A 20,225-nucleotide genomic window follows, 5' to 3' on the forward strand; every position below is an offset into this window, starting at 1 on the left:
ATAGTTATTATACATTTTATTTTTTAATTAAAAAATGTTCATGAGATATTTGATGAAATTTGAAGTATGAGCATAATATATTTTCTATATAGAAAGAATAATAGTGTCGATTACCAATAATAAAGAGCACAGTCTCCAAGTTCTCTTTCTATTTCTAATAAGCGATTATATTTTGCGATACGTTCACTGCGACATGCTGAGCCAGTTTTTAGGTGTCCACCATCCATAGCTACTGCAAAGTCAGCTAAGAAATCATCTTCTGTTTCACCTGAACGATGTGATATAAAATATCTCCAACCATTATCACGACACATTCTAACAGCTTCTATAGTTTCAGAAACGGTACCTATTTGATTTAATTTTATTAATGCTGAGTTTGCAGTTTTTTCTTTTATACCTCGAGATATATACTGAGTATTTGTAACAAAGATATCATCACCAACAACTTCAATATGACTACCAAGTTCAGCTGTAAAATCTCTAAAACCTGCCCAGTCAGCTTCAGATAAAGGATCTTCCCATAATATAATTGGATATTTTTCTACCCATTCTTTTGCTAGATTTATTAGATCAGTATTTGTCTTTTTGCCACTACCTGACCATTTTAAATCATATTTATCATCAATATTTGGCGAGAATGAGCTTGCTGCTGAATCAATAGCTATAGAAATATCTTTACCAGGGACGTATCCAGCTTTTTCAATTGCTTCTATTATTAACTCAATAGCGGCTTCATTATTTGCAACATTAGGAGCAAATCCTCCTTCATCTCCAACACTAGTAACTAAATTACGTTCTTTAAGAATACTCTTTAATTTATGGAAGGTTTCTGCAACATAGCGTAAGCCTTCACTAAATGATTTAGCGCCTATTGGTACAGCCATAAATTCTTGGAAATCAACATTATTATCTGAATGCTCGCCACCATTTAGGATGTTCATGCATGGTACAGGTATTCTTCTTGCTCCTGCACCACCAAGATATTGGTATAGAGGTATTTTATGAGATAGTGCAGCGGCTCTTGCAACAGCCATTGATACTCCTAGTATGGCATTAGCTCCAAGTTTTGATTTATTTTTTGTACCATCAAGTTCAATCATTATGCGATCGATTAATGATTGCTTATGTGCATTTATGCCAATTAATGCAGGAGCTATGACCTCACTAACATTTGCTACAGCCTTTAAGACACCTTTGCCATCATAGCGAGACTTATCACCATCACGTAATTCAACTGCTTCATTTTCACCTGTACTAGCTCCAGATGGTACAGATGCTGTGGCTTTGGTACCATCTTCAAGTTCTATGTATACTCGAACTGTTGGGTTACCACGAGAGTCTAAAATTTCCATTGCTTGGATAGATTTTATTTTATCACTCATATATTAATCTCCTATAGTTGGGAATTCTTATGAAAAATAAGATATATATTTTTCTACTATAGACTATAAATTAGAGAGAATAAACAATTGATGATCTTGAAAACAAATTATTTGATTTTTTTGTGTAGTTCTAAGGCCTTATCTCTAGAGCTCTTAAGGTCAATGATAGGTTTTGGATAATCTTTATTAAGAGTGATATTTACATCATTTAAAATGTTCTCAGGAGCCTCCCATGGTTTTACTAAAAATTTGTTAGGTAATTTAGCTATTTCAGGCACATATTTACGAATATAATCATAAGCTTCAAATTTCTCAGATTGTAATACAGGATTAAATATTCTAAAGTAGGGTGCCGCATCTAAACCACATCCAGCAACCCATTGCCAGTTAGCATTATTACTAGCAAAATCAGCATCAAACAAAGTATCAAAAAACCATTTTTCACCATACTTCCAATGAATCAGACAATTTTTTATAAGAAAGCTCGCAACTATCATGCGTACACGATTATGCATATAGCCAGTTTGCCAAAGTTCTCTCATGCCGGCATCTACTATAGGTATACCTGTTTGTCCTTGTTGCCATTTTTTTAGGATGGTAGGGTTATTATCCCACTCAAAATTATCAAATTTTTGATTGATATTTTTATTATGTAGTTCTGGATAATAATATATTTGATAATATGAAAAATCACGCCAGACAAGTTCTTTTATAAAGTGCTCTTCATTATTACCAATAGTATCTAAGCTTTGTACAGCATTAAAGATTTGATTTGGTGAAATCTCACCAAAATGTAAATATGGAGATAGTGCTGATGTAGCATTTAGGCTCATATAATCTCTGGCAGTTTTATAAGTTTTTACCTTATCTGCCAAGAAGTCTTCAAGTATTTTACTTGCTGATTCTTCACTAACTTGCCATTGTTTAATTATATTTTGCCAAGAATGTTGTGGTTCTAATAGCTTTAATGAGTCTAGATCACTAGAGCCATTAAGTTTTTCTAGATTATTAAAACTTGGTTGAGCAATATTTGATCTATATTTCCTAATTTTAATAAGTTCTTTGTAGAAAGGTGTGTAAACCTTGTAGTGTGTGCCATCATCTTTTTTACATTCCCAAGGCTCTATAAGTAGACTTCCATTAAAGCTTTTTACATTTATCTTCTGCTCTTGAAGAAATTGTTTGATTTGAGTATCTCGATCTATGCTATATTTGTCATAACATCTATTCCAATAAAAATCTGTAATACTATTTTCTTTAACAAGCTTTTTTATAATTTCTAGAGGATTTCCAATATAGAAATTTAACTTATCATCAAGTGATTTATTAAGGCTTCTTAGAGAGTGATGTAACCATAATTTACTTGCGACACCTATTGGATATTTTTCATCATGAATAAAAATCGCAATAGTTTTATCTGTTTGACTAGCTTGATATAGTGCAGGATTATCAGCTAGACGTAAGTCTTGTCTAAACCAATGTATCGCTACTGTTTTATTAGGATTAGTTTTCTTTTTCATACTCTGTAAAATTTGTGTTTCTTAAATAATTTGCCCAAGCATTTTCCCATTGAGAAATAGTTTTGCCTGTAACTTTATTTATAGCCTGTTTTGTATTATTAGCATTATAAATTTGCATAAATTTACTAGCACCAAGTTGTGTAAATAAATACTCTGTGAAAGATCCAGATAATATATAAAAGATTCTTTTTTTATGAATGCGTTCTTTTTTAGGACCTTTAAAGAAAACTAAGCCATCTTCTCCAACTTCAAACTTATTAGCTAATATATTACTTAAGTCATTATTTGAACTTATATTTTCAATATGTTTTTTTGCTAAAAAGTTAAGATTTTTGCCAAAGTTAGGGAATGTTGGTTCTCCGCCAAGTTTTTGATTAAGATACACAGCAAGTCCTTCTTTGATCCAAACACTACGCCAGTGCCAAGCAATAATATGTACCGTTTCATGTACATAAGGAGACCTTCCTTGAGCATACCATGTAATAAATGTTGTTGGATGAGCTTTATCAAGCATATGATATCCTGTTATAGCATGTGATGCTTCATGAGCTCCATACACATAGTAATGTATCGTAAAATCTCTTTCATTCTCAGGAATTTCTAAAGTATTGCGAATCTCTACTATAGCTTTATCAATTTTTTGTTGCAGTTTCAAAGCTTGTTGTTTAGTTAGGTAGTTTTTTTGTACCCATATTATTGATAGTGGTTTACTAGAGTTTGCTTGAGTTGTTTGTTTTGAAATATATTCTTGACCGCCATCTTGGATTTCTTTGATTATGGCATCGTTTCTTTCTATATTACCGTATTTGCCATAAGAGAAGCATAAGCTACTAGAGAGAACTATTGCTACAATTGTAATCAAACTTTTAATATAGATTTTCATATCCTTTACATTAGCTTACTCATTTATAATTATATTGTATAACATTTCTACATGCTCTTGAGAATCATTTAGGCAAGGTATTAAACTAAATTCTTTACCACCTTTATCTAAGAATGCTTGCTTCTCAGTAATAGCTAACTCTTCTAAAGTTTCTAAGCAGTCAACACTAAATCCAGGAGCTATTACAGCTACTTTTTTATTTTGTTTAGCAAACTCCTCTAGTTTGACAGTTGTGTACGGCTCTAGCCATTTTTTAGGGCCAAAACGTGATTGGAATGATAATTCAAAATCTATGTTTGGATAGTTATCTTGTAGAGATTCTTTTACTAAACGGTAAGTTTTATGACAATGACAATAGTAGGGATCACCTTTTTCAAAATATTCTTGTGGTAAACCATGAAATGAGAATAAGATTGTATCTGGAGTATAATCTAAATTATGTAAATGATCTTTTAGTTGCTGGCTAATAGTTTCAATATGATATTTATTATCATAATAAGGATTTATCCCTTTAATAGTAGGCTGCCATCTTAACTTTGATAAAACTCTATAAACCTCATCGTAAACTGTAGCTGTAGTAGTTGCTGAATACTGTGGGTATAACGGTAAAATTACTATTTCAGTAGCACCTTGTTCTTGTAGGCACTTAATCTTACTTTCTATACTTGGATTACCATAACGCATAGCGCAATCAACTATATAATTATCTAACTTTTCATTTAATCCTTTAGCAAGATTTTCTGTATAAAGTAATAATGGAGATTTATTATGCTGCTTATTCCAAACTGATTCATAAGAGTGAATATTCTTTTTTGAACGTATTGGTAAAATAATTAGGTTTAATATCAATTTCCATAAAATAGGGTTTGCTTCAATTACTCGTCTATCTGATAGGAATTCTTTTAAATATTTCTTTATAGATTTAGCATCAAAATTATCTGGTGTGCCGAGATTGACCAGTAAGATTGCTTTTTTATTATATTTTTTGCTATATTCTTGCATTTTGCTGTTTTAAGTATAGTGTTTATCTAGTTGTTATTGTAACAAAAAATATTTATTCAAAAGTTAATTTTTCTTCATAAAAGAGTCAAAAAAGTTATAATGGAAGATAGACTACTAAAGTCTTAATAAGGAGATATAGAAGGTATGAAAAAAATTATTTTAATATGTGTAGGGATGTTGGGTGTTATGCTCAGTTATGGGTATATGCGACCATATAGCCCATATATGTATGATGGTCCAGAAGTACAAGAGGAACAAGCAGAGGGTTCAGCATATGTTCCACCAGATAGAGAATTTATTAACTCAAAATATGGTGAATACATTGACAATAGAGAGACAGAGTTTAGACCTGGTCAAGATGCTACTAGGCTTTTCTGGTCTTATAGTCAGCCATAATAACTAAGGTGATTTTTCCTAAATCTAATGATTAAAATAAAAGGTATCAATAATTAAACCCTTTACCTAAGAAAATTAAAAATATGAATACAAAAAGAGCTCGAAGATTAATCAAAAAAAGAAAAAGGTTAGAGAGTTCGCGATTTTTAGGCTTTGTAGCATACAAGCTTACAAATAAAAGTCTTTGGGTCGCTAGTTATGATACTGTTGCAAGAGGTGTTTTTGTAGGTTTTTTTTGGATGATGATCCCTTTACCTTTACAAATGACTCCTGTAATTTTTTCAGCTATAATTTTGAGAGCAAATATTCCAACAGCTATATCAACTGTATGGATTAGTAATCCTTTAACTTGGGTTCCAATGTATCTAGGAAATTATATTTTTGGTTGTTTTTTACTTGGGGAAAAAGTTAATATTTCAGACTGGGAAACATTTGGATCTTACATGCTAAATCATTTACACGAGTTTTGGAAACCATTGTTTTTAGGTAGTTTTGTAGCTGGTTTACTTATAGCAACTGCTGGATTTTTAGCAGTATATATATTAGGATTCATAAATCATACTTTGCTAAGAAAAATTAGATTAAATCAACGTATTAAGAACAAGAGTCACTAACTAAACTAAATTAGCATTATCAATATTTTAAATAATTAATTTAATCTAGCTGTTAACTACTTTATTTAGTATCATTCTACGATATATGAATTTTTGAGTTATTTTTATAGAATGCAACAGTGGCACCAATTACAATTTAGTGTTAAATCTAAGTTTTTTGATATTATTGAAGATTATCTTTTTAACAATAATGCTGGCTCCATAACAAGAGTTGATAAGCCTGATGATATTATAAATGTGGTAGTATTATATGAGAATCATCATAATATAAATTCTATAATTGATACTCTTAGAAAAGAATTTGAAAATATCCTAGAGAGTGAAATAGATTATGAAGTTATAAAAGATCAACAATGGGAAGCTGCATGGCTATATGACTATGATCCAATTAAGATTGGAAAGAATATTATAGTTTATCCAAACTGGCGTGAATTGCCAAATGATAAGGATCATACATATATTATTGTAGATCCTAGTATAGCTTTTGGCTGTGGTAATCATGAGACTACCAAGATGTGTCTAGAGTGGTTAGAAGATCATGTGACCAAGAATTCTAAAGTTTTAGACTATGGTTGTGGTACCGGAGTTCTAGCAATTGGAGCTGTGAAGTTAGGAGCTAGCTTTGCTCAAGGGATTGATATAGATCCAAATTCTATAGAGTCATCTATCAAAAATGCTGCAGAAAATAATGTAACTGAAAAAACGAGTTTTGATGATAATCCTCCAACACAGCAGTTTGATTTAGTTGTGGCAAATATTTTTTCTAATGTACTTATAAGCTTAGTTAAAAGTATTACAGGTAGTTTAAAGCAAGGTGGTAGATTAGCCTTATCTGGGATAATAGAAAACCAAGTTGATGAAGTTCAGGCAGAATTTGAAAAATATGGCATAAACTTTAGCCAACCAAAACAGATGGGACAATGGTTTTTATTAGATGGTATAAAAGATGGGCTTTAAAATAGCTGATATTGAAATAGAAAATAATGTCGTACTTGCGCCGATGGCAGGCTTTTGTGATAGTGCTTTTCGTACTATATGCAAAGAGCATGGCGCAGGACTAATATATACTGAGATGGTAAGTAATAAAGCTGTAGTAGAGCGTAACTGGGAAACAATGGAAATGCTCTATATGGAAAATAGTGAAAAACCACTTGGGATACAAATATTTGGTACAGATCTTGAGAGCTTTGTAGGGGCAACTAAATATATAGCTGAGAATACGGAATGCGATTTTCTTGATATAAATATGGGTTGTCCAATGCCAAAGATTGCTAAGAAACTCCAAGCAGGAGCGGCACTTTTAAAAGATGTTGATAGAATCCATGAAATTCTTACAGCAGTAGTAAAAGCTGTACATAAACCAGTTACAGTAAAGATGCGTATCGGCTGGGATGATCAAAATATCAATGCTATTGAGGTAGCTAAAGCTTGTGAAGATGCAGGCGTAAGTGCTATAGCATTACATGGACGCACAAGAGAGCAGATGTATACCGGTAAAGCCAATTGGGATATTATCCGAGATGTTAAAAAAGCTGTTGATACTGTAGTGATTGGTAATGGAGATGTATTTTGTCCTCACAGCGCAAAAGCAATGATGGATCATACAGGAGTAGATGCTGTGATGGTAGGGCGTGCATCACGTGGTAATCCATGGATTTTTAGACAGATTGCAGAATATCTAAATACTGGTGAGTTAGTGCCAGATCCTACACCAGTTGAGAGAGTTGATGTATTAGGTGAACATTTAAGACGTTTAATTAAGCTAAAAACTGCAAGAGTAGCTGTTAAAGAGATTCGCACTCACGCTAGCTTTTACCTTCAAGATTTGCCTAGTTCAAAAGAGTTTCGTCAGAAATTAAATCAGTTAGATAATGAAGGGGAGATATTTAGCCTATTAGAAGAGTATAAGAATTTTTTAGTGAGCTCAAAATAGAATTTTATCTGTTTTTAATTTCTAATTGCTAGAAATGATAAGTCAATAATCATATCATATAACCTATATATACTTAATTTTACCATAGATGCCTTACTCAGAAGCAGATACCAAAGCTAAGCTTATAACACCAAAACTACGTGATAGTGGTTGGGATGAACGCAGTATTACCCGTGAGTATTATTTTACAGATGGGCGTAAACAAGCTGGTGGTGCTAGAGGTGAGAAAAAGTTTGTAGATTATCTATTGCGTTATCAAGATATAAACTTAGCAATTGTTGAGGCAAAAAAAGAAGATGTAAACTATAAGCAAGGTCTACAACAAGTTATAGCTTATGGTAGAGCACTAGATGTTGAATATGTCTACTCTACAAATGGACATAATATCCTTGAGTACCATATCCCAACAGGTCAAAGCCAAGATATAGATGAGTTTCCAACTCCTAGAGAACTCTTTGAGCGTAAATATCCAAATATTAATAAAGTCAGACAAAATGTAGTTACACAAGAGTTTTTCTCAGATGGTACAAAGACACCTCGCTATTATCAAAAGATAGCAGTACAAAAAACTATAGATGCTCTTAGTAGTGGAAAAGATAGAATCTTACTAACATTAGCGACAGGGACTGGTAAAACATATATAGCTTTTCAGATAGCATATAGAGTGCTTGAATCAAGATGGCGAAAGAATGATATAGGTAATAAAAAGCCGCGAATCTTGTACTTGGCAGATAGAAATATCTTGATAGAGCAAGCTATGAATGAGTTTAATCCGCTAGAGAATGATTGTAAAAGGCTACAAGGTGTATCTATTAAGAAAAACGGTGGTAAAGTGCCATTTAGTGGTAATATCTTCTTTGCGATTTATCAAGCAGTAGCCGAGAATAAAAATCGTCAGTATTTAACTACAGATAGTGAAGATGATAGCCTCACAGCTTATTATAAGCAGTATCCAGCAGATTTCTTTGATTTGATAATTATAGATGAGTGTCATCGCGGCAGTGCCAATGATGATAGCTCATGGCGTGAGATTATTGAGTATTTCTCTAGTGCAGTACATCTAGGGCTGACAGCTACACCTAAAAGGGATGTTAATGGTGACACTTATAGCTACTTTGGCGATCCTATTTATGAGTACTCGCTTAAAGATGGTATTAATGATGGTTTCTTGACTCCATATAAGGTTAAACGCATTACAACAAATATTGATGAATATCGACCAAATACTCATGATAGTGTAGATGGAGATTTGCCAAATAAGGTCTATGGTATCAACGATTGGGAGAAAACTATCACAAGTCAACAACGCCATGAGCTAATTGCAAAGACTGTACTTGATAATATCAATAAGATGGATAAGACTATAGTCTTTTGTAAAAATCAGCCACATGCTCTCGAGCTAAAGCTTGCTATAGATAGATTTAAAAAAGTCAAAAATCCTGACTACTGTGTGCGTGTGACTTCTGATGAAGGACAAATTGGGCGTGATTATCTCGAGCCGTTTCAAGATAATGATAAAGATATACCTGTGATTTTAACATCATCAAAAATGCTAACTACTGGTGTAGATGCTAAAAATGTCCGCAATATCGTGCTAACAGCTCCGATAGAATCAATGATTGAGTTTAAGCAGATAATCGGTAGAGGTACTCGAACTTTTGAGGGTAAAGATTTCTTTACAATCCTAGATTTTGTCAAAGCTAGTGATAAGTTCTATGATAAAGATTGGGATGGTGTCGCTGATGTAGTTACAGATGTCAAAGCTGATGGCAAATCTAAAGATGATGTAAAAGAAGTTAAAGAAATAGATCCTATAGAGAATCTTAAAGAAAAGGATGATGAGCCTAAAAAGTATGAGCCAATTAATATCACCATAAAAGGGCGTAAGCTTAAAGTACTAGATATAGAGACTAGTTATGTTGGTGTCGATGGGCGACCAATTGCAACGCAAGAATATCTTGAGCAATTAATCGGTGTATTAGGTAAATATTGCCAAAATGATGAACAAGCTCTCAAAGATGCTTGGGCAAATCCTAAATATAGGCAAACACTATTAGCTAACCTCGAGGAGATGCTAAGCTTTGGGCAAAATATTGATAATATCAAAGCGATCTTTAAAGCTAAAGATAGTGATATCTATGATGTACTCAATCATCTGGTATTTAGTAAAGATATCATTACTCGTGAGCAAAGGGCAGTTGCTGCAGAGTCATCAGAGTTTATACAGCAGTTACAAAATGCTAAGGCGAGGGAGTTTCTACTTTTTGTCTTAGACAAGTATAAAAAAGATGGTGTAGTTGAGCTAGAGCAAAAAAGGCTACCGTCATTAGTTGAGTTAAGTGGACTTGGGACAGTTTCGGAGCTTTCTAATGATTTTGGTGGTATGGCACAGTTAAAAGAAAGCTATTTGCAGTTGCAAAGGGAGATTTATAGATGATCGCTATGAAAAGTAGCAAAAATACGATAAAATCTCATTAAATTAATAAAAAAAGGCTATTTCTGTGTTAAAAAGGTTTTCTTTTGAGAATTATTTGTCATTTAAAGATGAGTCTACTTTAGATTTAACTGCAACAGGAATTAGAGAGCATTCTGAGCACGTACATAAGTTTAAAGACGTTGGTATTTTAAAAGGTGTGGTTATATATGGAGCTAATGCTTCAGGAAAATCAAATATAGTAAAAGCTTTAAGCTTTAGTAGAAAATTGATTTTAAATGGTATTAAAGATGTAAGTACATACAAAAAGTATTTTAGGTTAGATGAACAATCTAAGAATAATCATACTAAATTTGATTTTGAATTAGAATTTGATAATAAGTTCTATGCTTATGGGTTTAGTATCAGTATGAATGAAGGAATTATTCAATCTGAATGGTTGTATCAAATAGGTATAGCAAAGCCAAAGAAAATTTTTGAAAGAAATGGTTGTAATATAGATGTAGATATAAAAGAACCTAAATTAAAGCCTCGTTTTGAAATATATAAAGAAGATATGAAAGAAGAATTTCTTTTTTTAAAAGAAATTGCTGGAAAAAACCTTAAAGATGATGAGGTAAAAATTTTTAGTGAAATTTTTGGTTGGTTTGAGAAAAAATTGTTATTAATTTATCCTGATAATAAATTTCGTGTTACTTCTTTACACGATAATAAGGAGCAACAAGCTCATTTTTTAGAGTATTTGAAACTTTTTGATACAGGAATAGAAGAGATAAAGTCAATAGATGAAGATTTTGATAAAATAAATATAGATAAACCATTAAAAGAATTTATTGAAAAATATCTTAGAGATAAAAATAAAAGTATCCCGATACCTTATAAAGGAGAGCTTTTAACCTTCGTTAAAGATGATGATAGCCACATAAAAGTTAAGCGTTTAGGTTTAGTGCATAATACTAATATTGATGATTTCTTTGATCTTGCTGATGAATCTGATGGTACACAGAGATTATTTGATTTGATACCTTTAATTTCTATGTTTTCTTCTGATATGACAATAGTTATAGATGAGTTTGAACGAAGTTTACATCCAAATCTTACAGAAAAGTTTTTAGAAATTTTTTATAAGAAAGCTGAGGATAATAAATCACAATTAATTGTGACATCTCATGAATCAAAACTATTGAGTTTAGATTTGTTAAGAAGAGACGAAATTTGGTTTGTGAAAAAGAACAAGCAAGGTGTATCAGAAACCTATCCGTTAAGTAAATTTAATATAAGAAATGATAAGAAAATTGAGAAAGACTATTTAGTTGGAAGGTTTGATGCTGTACCTATTATAAACATTTATGATGATATATAAGGGATGTTATGTTTATAAATAGACCTTTTGAAAAAACTACTTATGAAGAAAAATCTGTAGAGCCAAAAAAGCTTATTGTTTTAGCTGTTGAGGGAGCTGTTACAGAGCATATATATTTTAATTACCTACAAAAGAATCAGCAAGATTTTGATTTTAAATCTATTGTACGGCTAGAGGTCTTAAAAAGAGATCCTCAAGATGTTGGTAAAAGTGCACCAACGCACCTTGTTAACGAACTTCAAACTTTTTTAGGAGACTCTAAGAAAATACAGAAAATTAAAGGTGATGTTTTTGATAATGAGTACGATATTTTAGGAATAGTCGCTGATATTGAAAAATCAAATGATAGAAAAGTTAATCTAAATAAAGCTATTAAAGCGTGTAATGATAATAGTATTAAGTTCTTTCTTACGAATCCATGTTTTGATTTTTGGCTCTTACTTCATTTTGATATTTCTGAATATTGCCATGAAGTTTTATTTGAAAATAAAAAAGTTAGTAATACAAAAGGGGCTGTCCTAGATAACTAAGTTATGTTAGGATGGTTTTGATGAGGAAAAGTAGATTAAGTACATACAAGCAAGACAAATTAATAGAGTTATTTATAGCAGGAAGTACAGCACGAACTGCATCAGAATTAGTATCAGTAAATAAAACCACAGCCAGCTATTATTTTCATAGATTAAGATTATTAATTTATGAAAATAGTGAGCATTTAGAAATGTTTACAGGAGAGATTGAAGTAGATGAAAGCTATTTTGGAGGAACTCGTAAAGGGAAACGAGGTAGAGGAGCTGGTGGTAAAGTTCCTGTATTTGGCTTACTTAAACGTAATGGTAAGGTATATACAGTAATCATTCCAAATGCTAAGAGTGATACTCTATTACCAATAATTAGAGAAAAAGTTAAACCTGATTGTATCGTTTACACTGATACTTTTAGGAGTTATAATGCCTTAGATGTTTCAGAGTTTAAACATTATAGAATTAACCATAGTAAGCTGTTTGCAAAGAAGCATAATCATATAAACGGTATAGAAAACTTCTGGAATCAAGCTAAGAGACATTTGAGAAAATTTAATGGTATTCCTAGAGACCATTTTTACTTGTTTTTGAAGGAATGTGAGTGGAGATTTAATCACAGTGATTCTAAGGAACAGCTAAAGCTAATTAAACACTGGGTTAGAGAGAGTTTAAAGTAAACTTATCTAGGACAGCCCCATACAAAAAGATATATAGATAATGAATTAAGTTTAAAGTTAGAAGGTTATAATAAGAAAAATAAAGGATATGAACCTTCAAAATTTGTTTCAAAAGAATCTGTAAAGTTAGCATTAAGCCAAGAGAAGATTTTTGAAAATAATCTAGATAATATTTTTAATAAGTTAGGTTCAAATATTGGTAGTTTGATAACAGAAATTTTAGACACATAGATAGTCTTATATTCTATATAATTTGTAAATCTATTTCGACCCTAATTTAAAAATATGAAATATGATTATACAAGGGCAGATATAGAATTTGCCCCTACAAAAAATACTACCCCGTCAGTCTAGCGACTGCCACCCCTTCAATATTTGAAGGGGAATTGGCTAGTAGCTAAAATTTGGACTATTCCCCTTCGAGTGTCGAAGGGGTGGGCTGCGAAGCAGGTCGGGGTATTTATAAAAAACAAACATTTGTCATACTACGGCACCGACCGTAGTATCCATAGACAAAATGATGATATAGGTATAAAAAATGGATTCTATGGTCAAGCCATAGAATGACGAGATAATAGAAAGAACAAAAATTACAGTCATCCTGAACTCGTTTCAGGATCTTATTGGGATTGAGAATATGGTGAGATGCTGAACTAAATTCAGCATGACGATAAAAAATGTTATGGGTAAAATAAAAAAACATAGTCATCCTGAACTTGTTTCAGGATCTTATTGGGATTGAGAATATGGTGAGATGCTGAACTAAATTCAGCATGACAATAAAAAATATATGATAAGTAAATAAGTGCTTGCAGAAATAACCTTAAAAGGTTACTTCTGAGATTCCATGGACAAGCCGATAGAATGACGCACTTATTCCTTATAGTCATCCTGAACTTGTTTCAGGATCTCATTAGGATTGAGAAAATGGTAATATATTGAAATAATTTATTGTAAGCTATGAATATTTAGGAAGTAAAGAACTAATGAATAAAAGAGGTTTTGTTTATATACTGACAAATCAAAATCAAACAGTTTTGTATATAGGTGTTACATCAAACCTCAAACAAAGAATTTATCAGCATAAAAATATGCTAATAGAAGGTTTTTCTAAGAAATACCGTACTCATAAGTTAGTATATTATGAAATAGCAGAAAATATTGAGTTTGCTATATTAAGAGAAAAACAGCTCAAACGATGGCATAAAGATTGGAAAATTAATTTGATTAAACAGAGTAACCCTGATTTAGATGATCTATATGATAGTCTATAGTGAGATCCTGAAACAAGTTCAGGATGACGGTTTTGTATATATTTTATTTAAGTAGTAGGTAGTCTTAAAAAAAAAGAGAGAACAAAAATGCAATCAAAGATAAATAGAATAACAGACATACTAAGACGAGATGACGGAATCAGCGGAGCGATGCACTATACTGAGCAAGTCAGCTGGATTCTTTTTTTAAAATTTTTGAATGACTATGAAAATGAAAAAGCCTTTGAGGCAGATCTAATAGGCGAAGAGTATATATTTGTCCTAGATGAAAAATATCGCTGGAATACTTGGGCAGCTCCAAAAGGTGCAGATGGCAAGCTTGATGTTATCAATGCTGATAGTGGTGATGATTTACTAAAGTTTGTTAATAAAGAGCTTTTTCCATATCTGAAATCTTTTAAATCAATAGATGAAGATGTCAAAAGCCTAAAGTATAAAATTGGTGCAGTATTTGAGTATATAGATAACCGTGTAGCTAGTGGTCATACTCTACGCGATGTTATCAATGAGATTGATGAGCTAAATTTTAATAAAAAAGAAGATCTATACCAACTATCGCAAATTTATGAAAATCTACTTAAAGAAATGGGTTCTGATGGTGGAAATAGTGGTGAGTTCTATACGCCAAGACCATTAGTCAAGGCTATCGTAGATGTTGTTAATCCTCAAGCTGGGCAAACTGTTTATGATCCAGCAGCTGGAACTTGTGGCTTTTTGATAGATGCTTATGAGCATATGTATAGCAAAGAGCTATCAACTACACAGTTGAAATTTCTTAATGAAGAGACTTTCTTTGGTAAAGAAAAAACACCTTTATCGTATGTAATGGGTGTGATGAATATGATCCTACATGGTATAACATCACCAAATATTAACAAGGCTAATACACTTGTCAAAGATATTCGTAGTCTTGAGGAGAAAGATCGTTATGATATCATCCTTGCTAATCCACCATTTGGCGGTAAAGAAAAAGCAACTATTCAAACTAACTTTCCAATCAAATCAAATGCTACTGAGCTACTATTTTTACAACATATTTACAAAAGTCTCAAGCTAGGTGGTAGATGTGGTGTAGTTGTGCCAGAAGGTGTGCTTTTTCAGACAAATAACGCTTTTAAGAATGTCAAAAAAGAATTACTTGAAAACTATAATGTCCATACTATAGTTTCATTACCTGCTGGGGTATTTTTACCGTATAGTGGTGTTAAGACAAATGTGATTTTCTTTGATAGAGAGGGTAGCACTACAGATATTTTCTATTATGAAATTACACCACCATACAAACTAACCAAAAATAAGCCGATTCAATTTGAGCATTTTGCAGAGTTTTTAGAAATTTGGCAGTCACGTAAACTTACAGAAAATAGTTGGATAGTTAAAGTAGAAGATATCAAAGATTATGATATATCAGCTAAAAATCCTAACAAAATTGAAGCTATCGAGCATAAATCGCCGTTAGAATTAGTCAATGAAATCAAACAAAATACCGCTGAGATAGATAAACTAATAGGTGAGATTGAAGCAGTACTAAAATAATTCCATCTGCCTATCATCAACTTCTCCAAGGCGTATACCAATACCCATTAAACGAATGGGATATTTTTGTTTTTTATGTAAGTCAATTATTAGATTTTTATAGGCTTCTTTATCTAGAGTTTTAGCCACTCTAGTTAGACTTGTTTTATTAAATCTTGTATCAGTAAATTTTACAAAAATACCTACGATACTTTTATAATGCCTATCTGACATTCGACTAGTTAGCTTTTCATATAAGCTAGGTAGTTTTTTTAGACAAGCTTCTAAAGTCTTTAAATCATCTAGATATGTATTTTCAACACTTACAGATTTACGAATACGGATAGGGTTAACTTCTCGGTTATCGATACCTCGAGCATAGTTGTATAAACTAGCACCAAATTTACCGAACTTATCTAGAAGCGTATTTAAACTAATTTGTTGCAGCTGTGAGCATGTCTCAACCCCCATGCTTTTTAGCTTTTCTTGAGATACTTTACCAACACCAAAGAGCTTTTTAACAGGTAAATCTTTTATAAAGTTATCAACTTGCTCAGGAGTTATGACATATAGTCCGTTTGGTTTATTTATATCACTAGCTATCTTTGCTAAAAGCTTATTTGGAGCTACACCAGCTGAGCCAGTTAGACCAGTCTTATTAAATATCTGCTGTTTGATAGCTTGAGCAATTAGAGTTGCACTATTTTTATATTCTTGTACATCTGTAACATCAAGGTATGCTTCATCAAGAGATAGAGGCTCGACTTTATCTGTAAAAGAATGAAATATCTCTCTAATAATACCAGAAGCAGCTTTATATTTGGCAAAATCAGTATTTAAAAGTATCAAGTTGGGACATTTTTGTAGTGCAATAGATGTAGGCATTGCAGAATGGACACCATATTCACGTGCAATATAGTTACACGTGGAGATTACACCTCGTTTAGGATTTGTTCCACCAACTGCAAAGGGCTTATCTTTTAAGCCTGGATTTGCTTTCTCTTCCACTTGAGCAAAGAAGTAGTCCATATCAAAGTGTATGATTTTTCTGATTTTATCCATGACTATTATTTATAAATATCTGCAAACTCATCTATAGTTGCATCTTCTTGCCATGAGTATTCGATCTCGATACTTTTTTGCTTAGCAACATCATAACCTAATAAATCTGCAATAAATCCTAAACTCATATCTATACCAGCACTAACTCCTGAGCTTGAGTAAATATTTCCATCTTTTACCCATCGAGCTTTATCAATCCATTGTACATTTGGAGCTATAGATTTTGTCCAGTTTAGAGCTTTTTTATTTGAAGTGACATGTTTATTATCTAGTAGATTTGTTTGTGAAAATAAAGAAGATCCTGTACAAACTGTAAGTATATATTTAGCTTTAGTTGCTAATCTAGCTAATTCAGTTATTAGTTCTTTATCATGTATTAACTGGCGAGTGCCCATACCTCCAGGGACAAATAATATATAGTCTTTTCCAGATATTTGACTAAGTTTTTTAGTAATTATTGAGACATTTTGACTGCTAGTTATATTTCCTCCTTCTAGAGAGTAGTAATCTAATTTAAAATGCTCTTTAAAACTTCCTAAGACTTCTACTGGACCAAATACGTCTAAAGTCTCAAAATCATTAAATAATACAATTACTAAATCTGTCATTTTTTAGCTATTTAATACTAGTTTCATGCTAATCATTATATCATGAGTGCTAATAAGTTACTTTTATAAACTACAAGTAGGGTAAACTCACAAAAAATATATAGCTAAGCGAAATATAGCGTAGAATATAATTTTAAAAATTGATTTAAAAATACAACAGGAGAACATCTTTTATGATGTTAATAATTATTAAACTAATACTCTCAGTAGCTATGGTACTAGGGCTTATTTATATTTCAGAAAAAAATTCTCGATTAGGCGGTTTATTTTCTGGGCTGCCTTTAAGTGTAGGTATATTTACTTATTTTAATGCTAAACAAAATGGCGTTGACTTTTTAGTTAGTTCTATGCCTTATGCAATCGCTGGGTTTGCTAACATGATGTTATTTACAATAGCATTTTATCTTGGAGGTAAACTTTTTATAAAGAGTCGTTCCTTAAATACTGCTAGTGCGCTAATAATTGCGTTGATTGTTTATTTTATTAGCGGTTATTTAGTAACTTTACTAGATCTAAGTTTATTATTAGGTTTTGTAATATTTATATTGTCTATGATTGTTAGTATTATTTTCTTTTCTCAAATACCAAAGAATGTAAACATAACTAAAAAAAGTACTTCAAAACCAATTAATGGAATCATTATAATTATATTTAGAATTATTTTTGTCTCTGCTGTAGTTTTATTAATAACTGGTGTATCTGGATATGTGGGACATCAGTGGGCTGGAATATTTTCATCTTTCCCTGTTATGTTAGCTTCAGTAATTACGGTATTAATCTTTAGCTATGGTGATCAAATTTATCCAAATGTACTTAAACACTTCTCATATGGAGTATCCACTTTAGTGGTATATGATCTATTAATTTTCTGGCTATACCCAGCAATAGGCATTAATTTAGGTACAATAGTTGCTTATATTATTTGTTTTATTTATTTACTATTTCTAAATAAGCTAAATCGCTAACTTATCTTTAATAAACTCCTTTTATATATATACTTAGTGTATATAATTTATGTAATTAAATATTTATATTAAAACTAATGATTTTCTTTAAAAATGTATCTTATCAAGTTGAGATAAAAGAATTATTTAATGATATTAACTTTTCAATTTTCCCTAATCAAAAAATAGGTTTAGTGGGTAAAAATGGTACAGGTAAAACTACACTCTTTAATCTAATACAGGGTAATTTAACTCCTGATAAAGGTGATATTGAGATTGCGAAAAATACTCGTATAGTCACAGTTAAACAAGAAGTCGATGATTTTGAAGCTAAAGTGATTGATTATGTAGTTAATGGTATAGAGTCTTTGAGGCAGTTAAAGATAAAGATGCAAGAATCATTAGCAACAGAGAATTTTGTTGATTATTCAAAATATCATGAGGAATATGAATCTCTAGGTGGTTATGCTATAGAGTCACAGGCAGGTAAATTACTTTCAGGCTTAGGTTTTAGTATTATTCAGTTACAACAAAAGGTAAAAGAACTCTCAGGTGGTTGGCAAATTCGTCTAAACTTAGCTCAAGCTTTATTACAAGAGTCAGATATCTTATTACTTGATGAACCTACAAACCACTTAGATCTAGATGCAGTTTTGTGGCTTGAAGAATATTTACAAGAATATAAAGGATCATTATTGCTTATTTCACATGATAGGATTTTTCTAGATAATGTTGTTAAGCAAATATTTCACATCGAGAATAAAACTATAGCTACTTATACTGGTAATTATTCATCGTATGAAAAGCAAGCTTATGAGCAACAAGTTTTACAACAAAAGCAATTTGAAAAACAACAAAAACATATAGCACATCTACAGAGTTTTGTAGATAGATTTAAAGCCAAAGCATCTAAAGCAAAACAGGCTCAAAGTCGCGTTAAAATGCTTGAGAAAATACAGCGAGTTGAAGCAGTTAAAACAGAATCTGATTTTAGCTTTGAATTTAAGCAAGTCAAAGAGCATTTAGGAGGGACTTTAGTCAGTTTACAAAGTGCTAATCTTGGTTATGGTGATAAAAAGATCTTAGATAATGTAAAATTAAATATCTATAATGAGATGCGTATAGGTCTCTTAGGTTTAAATGGTGCGGGTAAATCAACTTTGATTAAATCACTAATTGGCGAAATTGATATATTATCAGGTAAGATTGAAAAGCATCCAAACCTTAGGGTAGGGTATTTCTCTCAGCATTCATTAGATATGCTTGATCCTCAAGCTTCACCATTACTACATATGCAACGACTAGATTCTAAAGCAACTCAAGAAAAACTTAGAACTTTTTTAGGTAGTTTTAATTTTGTAGGTGATAAAGCCTTAGCAAAAGCTGGAACCTTCTCTGGCGGTGAAAAAGCCCGTTTAGCTTTAGCTATGATTGTTTATCAAGAGCCAAACTTTCTCTTACTAGATGAACCAACTAACCATTTAGATATTGGTGTGCGAGAGGCTTTGACAGTAGCATTACAGAGTTTTCAAGGAGCCATTATTTTAGTTTCACATGATAGATTCTTATTAGAGTCAACGGTTGATGAATATATGATAGTTGGCGAAGGTCAGGTTAGGCCTTTTGATGGTGATATGAGAGATTATTATAAGTATATTTTAGAGGTCAAAAAAACAGAAAATAATACATCAAATTCATCATCTCAAACTAGTAATGATCCTAAAAAGCAGACTAGAAAATTATCAGCAGATAAGCGCAAGCAGTTAAAACCACTACAAGATAAAATCAAAAAACTTGAAAAGTCATTAGAAAAATTACAGCAACAAGATTTACAAATGCATGAAGCTCTTCAAGATCAAAGCTTATATGATGATAAAACAAAACTACAACAAACTTTAGTTGAGCATTCTCAATTAAAAGAAAAAATAGAAGAAACTGAGTTAGAGTGGTTTGAAGCTTTAGAAGAGTTAGAGAGTCTAAAAAATAATGATTAAACCTATTTTATAATCTTACTTATTAAATGTTTTTAAGTATTCAAATATTCAATATAAAGCAAAAAATAACTAACTATATTTGCTAAATTTTTGATTAAAA

General features: G+C 31.6%; 19 protein-coding genes. 12 read left to right on the forward strand and 7 right to left on the reverse strand.

Going from position 1 to position 20,225, the window contains the following annotated elements; translation table 11 throughout:
* Positions 1-110 precede the first annotated feature (110 nt).
* The 4 genes from eno to hemH form a co-directional block, all read right to left on the reverse strand.
* Positions 111-1,382: a phosphopyruvate hydratase gene (eno, locus tag FIP56_RS04995; RefSeq protein ID WP_192577847.1), complete on the reverse strand. Its 1,272-nt coding sequence runs from the start codon at positions 1,380-1,382 to the stop codon at positions 111-113.
* A gap of 107 nt (positions 1,383-1,489) precedes the next feature.
* Positions 1,490-2,902, reverse strand: a complete 1,413-nt coding sequence (locus FIP56_RS05000) for a deoxyribodipyrimidine photo-lyase (RefSeq protein ID WP_192577848.1) — start codon at positions 2,900-2,902, stop codon at positions 1,490-1,492.
* On the reverse strand, positions 2,886-3,785 hold the full coding sequence (locus FIP56_RS05005; protein WP_192577849.1) for a hypothetical protein: 900 nt from the start codon (positions 3,783-3,785) through the stop codon (positions 2,886-2,888). Before FIP56_RS05005 ends, FIP56_RS05000 begins: the two co-directional genes overlap by 17 nt.
* A 15-nt stretch (positions 3,786-3,800) precedes the next feature.
* Positions 3,801-4,787, reverse strand: coding sequence for a ferrochelatase (gene hemH / locus FIP56_RS05010; protein ID WP_192577850.1), 987 nt, complete (start codon positions 4,785-4,787; stop codon positions 3,801-3,803).
* Between the two features lie 144 nt (positions 4,788-4,931).
* On the opposite strand from hemH, the gene FIP56_RS05015 reads away from it, so the two are divergent.
* From FIP56_RS05015 to FIP56_RS05050, 8 genes are all read left to right on the forward strand, one after another.
* Positions 4,932-5,183: a hypothetical protein gene (locus FIP56_RS05015; RefSeq protein WP_192577851.1), complete on the forward strand. Its 252-nt coding sequence runs from the start codon at positions 4,932-4,934 to the stop codon at positions 5,181-5,183.
* 83 nt (positions 5,184-5,266) lie between these two features.
* Positions 5,267-5,797, forward strand: coding sequence for a DUF2062 domain-containing protein (locus FIP56_RS05020; RefSeq protein ID WP_192577852.1), 531 nt, complete (start codon positions 5,267-5,269; stop codon positions 5,795-5,797).
* Between the two features lie 111 nt (positions 5,798-5,908).
* Positions 5,909-6,754 carry a 50S ribosomal protein L11 methyltransferase gene (gene prmA, locus FIP56_RS05025; protein ID WP_192577853.1) on the forward strand — a complete coding sequence of 282 codons (846 nt, stop codon included), beginning with the start codon at positions 5,909-5,911 and terminating at the stop codon, positions 6,752-6,754.
* Entirely contained in the window at positions 6,744-7,730 is a 987-nt protein-coding gene (dusB, locus tag FIP56_RS05030; protein ID WP_192577854.1) for a tRNA dihydrouridine synthase DusB, read from the forward strand. Before prmA ends, dusB begins: the two co-directional genes overlap by 11 nt.
* Before the next feature lie 88 nt (positions 7,731-7,818).
* Positions 7,819-10,167: a DEAD/DEAH box helicase family protein gene (locus FIP56_RS05035; RefSeq protein ID WP_192577855.1), complete on the forward strand. Its 2,349-nt coding sequence runs from the start codon at positions 7,819-7,821 to the stop codon at positions 10,165-10,167.
* A 64-nt stretch (positions 10,168-10,231) separates the two neighbouring features.
* Positions 10,232-11,527, forward strand: coding sequence for an ATP-binding protein (locus tag FIP56_RS05040; protein WP_192577856.1), 1,296 nt, complete (start codon positions 10,232-10,234; stop codon positions 11,525-11,527).
* An 8-nt stretch (positions 11,528-11,535) separates the two neighbouring features.
* Positions 11,536-12,057: an RloB family protein gene (locus tag FIP56_RS05045; RefSeq protein WP_192577857.1), complete on the forward strand. Its 522-nt coding sequence runs from the start codon at positions 11,536-11,538 to the stop codon at positions 12,055-12,057.
* Positions 12,058-12,077: 20 nt separating this feature from the next.
* Positions 12,078-12,728 carry an IS1595 family transposase gene (locus FIP56_RS05050; RefSeq protein WP_192576968.1) on the forward strand — a complete coding sequence of 217 codons (651 nt, stop codon included), beginning with the start codon at positions 12,078-12,080 and terminating at the stop codon, positions 12,726-12,728.
* Positions 12,729-12,793: 65 nt separating this feature from the next.
* Here FIP56_RS05050 and FIP56_RS05055 read toward each other — a convergent pair whose 3' ends face one another.
* Positions 12,794-12,955, reverse strand: a complete 162-nt coding sequence (locus FIP56_RS05055; protein ID WP_192577858.1) for a hypothetical protein — start codon at positions 12,953-12,955, stop codon at positions 12,794-12,796.
* 759 nt (positions 12,956-13,714) lie between these two features.
* On the opposite strand from FIP56_RS05055, the gene FIP56_RS05060 reads away from it, so the two are divergent.
* Both FIP56_RS05060 and FIP56_RS05065 read left to right on the forward strand, forming a co-directional pair.
* Positions 13,715-14,002: a GIY-YIG nuclease family protein gene (locus tag FIP56_RS05060; protein WP_192577859.1), complete on the forward strand. Its 288-nt coding sequence runs from the start codon at positions 13,715-13,717 to the stop codon at positions 14,000-14,002.
* An 87-nt stretch (positions 14,003-14,089) separates the two neighbouring features.
* Complete coding sequence (locus FIP56_RS05065) at positions 14,090-15,538, forward strand: class I SAM-dependent DNA methyltransferase (protein ID WP_192577860.1); 1,449 nt, start codon at positions 14,090-14,092, stop codon at positions 15,536-15,538.
* Here the strand turns inward: FIP56_RS05065 and dinB are convergent.
* Together dinB and FIP56_RS05075 are read right to left on the reverse strand one after the other, a co-directional pair.
* Positions 15,530-16,579 carry a DNA polymerase IV gene (gene dinB, locus FIP56_RS05070; protein ID WP_192577861.1) on the reverse strand — a complete coding sequence of 350 codons (1,050 nt, stop codon included), beginning with the start codon at positions 16,577-16,579 and terminating at the stop codon, positions 15,530-15,532. The two genes, FIP56_RS05065 and dinB, sit on opposite strands and share 9 nt — an antisense overlap.
* A gap of 5 nt (positions 16,580-16,584) precedes the next feature.
* Positions 16,585-17,187, reverse strand: coding sequence for a DJ-1/PfpI family protein (locus FIP56_RS05075; RefSeq protein ID WP_192577862.1), 603 nt, complete (start codon positions 17,185-17,187; stop codon positions 16,585-16,587).
* 173 nt (positions 17,188-17,360) lie between these two features.
* On the opposite strand from FIP56_RS05075, the gene FIP56_RS05080 reads away from it, so the two are divergent.
* Positions 17,361-18,152 carry an MFS transporter gene (locus FIP56_RS05080; protein WP_192577863.1) on the forward strand — a complete coding sequence of 264 codons (792 nt, stop codon included), beginning with the start codon at positions 17,361-17,363 and terminating at the stop codon, positions 18,150-18,152.
* 77 nt (positions 18,153-18,229) lie between these two features.
* On the forward strand, positions 18,230-20,125 hold the full coding sequence (locus tag FIP56_RS05085; protein ID WP_192577864.1) for an ATP-binding cassette domain-containing protein: 1,896 nt from the start codon (positions 18,230-18,232) through the stop codon (positions 20,123-20,125).
* Positions 20,126-20,225: the final 100 nt, after the last annotated feature.

This window comes from Francisella sp. LA112445, assembly GCF_012224145.1.
In the GTDB taxonomy this organism is placed as follows: domain Bacteria; phylum Pseudomonadota; class Gammaproteobacteria; order Francisellales; family Francisellaceae; genus Francisella.

Coding starts and splice junctions, on each gene's coding strand:
- eno (WP_192577847.1), bottom strand. CDS start 1,382: ATGAGTGATAAAATAAAATCTATCCAAGCAATGGAAATTTTAGACTCT.
- FIP56_RS05000 (WP_192577848.1), bottom strand. CDS start 2,902: ATGAAAAAGAAAACTAATCCTAATAAAACAGTAGCGATACATTGGTTT.
- FIP56_RS05005 (WP_192577849.1), bottom strand. CDS start 3,785: ATGAAAATCTATATTAAAAGTTTGATTACAATTGTAGCAATAGTTCTC.
- hemH (WP_192577850.1), bottom strand. CDS start 4,787: ATGCAAGAATATAGCAAAAAATATAATAAAAAAGCAATCTTACTGGTC.
- FIP56_RS05015 (WP_192577851.1), top strand. CDS start 4,932: ATGAAAAAAATTATTTTAATATGTGTAGGGATGTTGGGTGTTATGCTC.
- FIP56_RS05020 (WP_192577852.1), top strand. CDS start 5,267: ATGAATACAAAAAGAGCTCGAAGATTAATCAAAAAAAGAAAAAGGTTA.
- prmA (WP_192577853.1), top strand. CDS start 5,909: ATGCAACAGTGGCACCAATTACAATTTAGTGTTAAATCTAAGTTTTTT.
- dusB (WP_192577854.1), top strand. CDS start 6,744: ATGGGCTTTAAAATAGCTGATATTGAAATAGAAAATAATGTCGTACTT.
- FIP56_RS05035 (WP_192577855.1), top strand. CDS start 7,819: ATGCCTTACTCAGAAGCAGATACCAAAGCTAAGCTTATAACACCAAAA.
- FIP56_RS05045 (WP_192577857.1), top strand. CDS start 11,536: ATGTTTATAAATAGACCTTTTGAAAAAACTACTTATGAAGAAAAATCT.
- FIP56_RS05050 (WP_192576968.1), top strand. CDS start 12,078: ATGAGGAAAAGTAGATTAAGTACATACAAGCAAGACAAATTAATAGAG.
- FIP56_RS05060 (WP_192577859.1), top strand. CDS start 13,715: ATGAATAAAAGAGGTTTTGTTTATATACTGACAAATCAAAATCAAACA.
- FIP56_RS05065 (WP_192577860.1), top strand. CDS start 14,090: ATGCAATCAAAGATAAATAGAATAACAGACATACTAAGACGAGATGAC.
- dinB (WP_192577861.1), bottom strand. CDS start 16,579: ATGGATAAAATCAGAAAAATCATACACTTTGATATGGACTACTTCTTT.
- FIP56_RS05075 (WP_192577862.1), bottom strand. CDS start 17,187: ATGACAGATTTAGTAATTGTATTATTTAATGATTTTGAGACTTTAGAC.
- FIP56_RS05080 (WP_192577863.1), top strand. CDS start 17,361: ATGATGTTAATAATTATTAAACTAATACTCTCAGTAGCTATGGTACTA.
- FIP56_RS05085 (WP_192577864.1), top strand. CDS start 18,230: ATGATTTTCTTTAAAAATGTATCTTATCAAGTTGAGATAAAAGAATTA.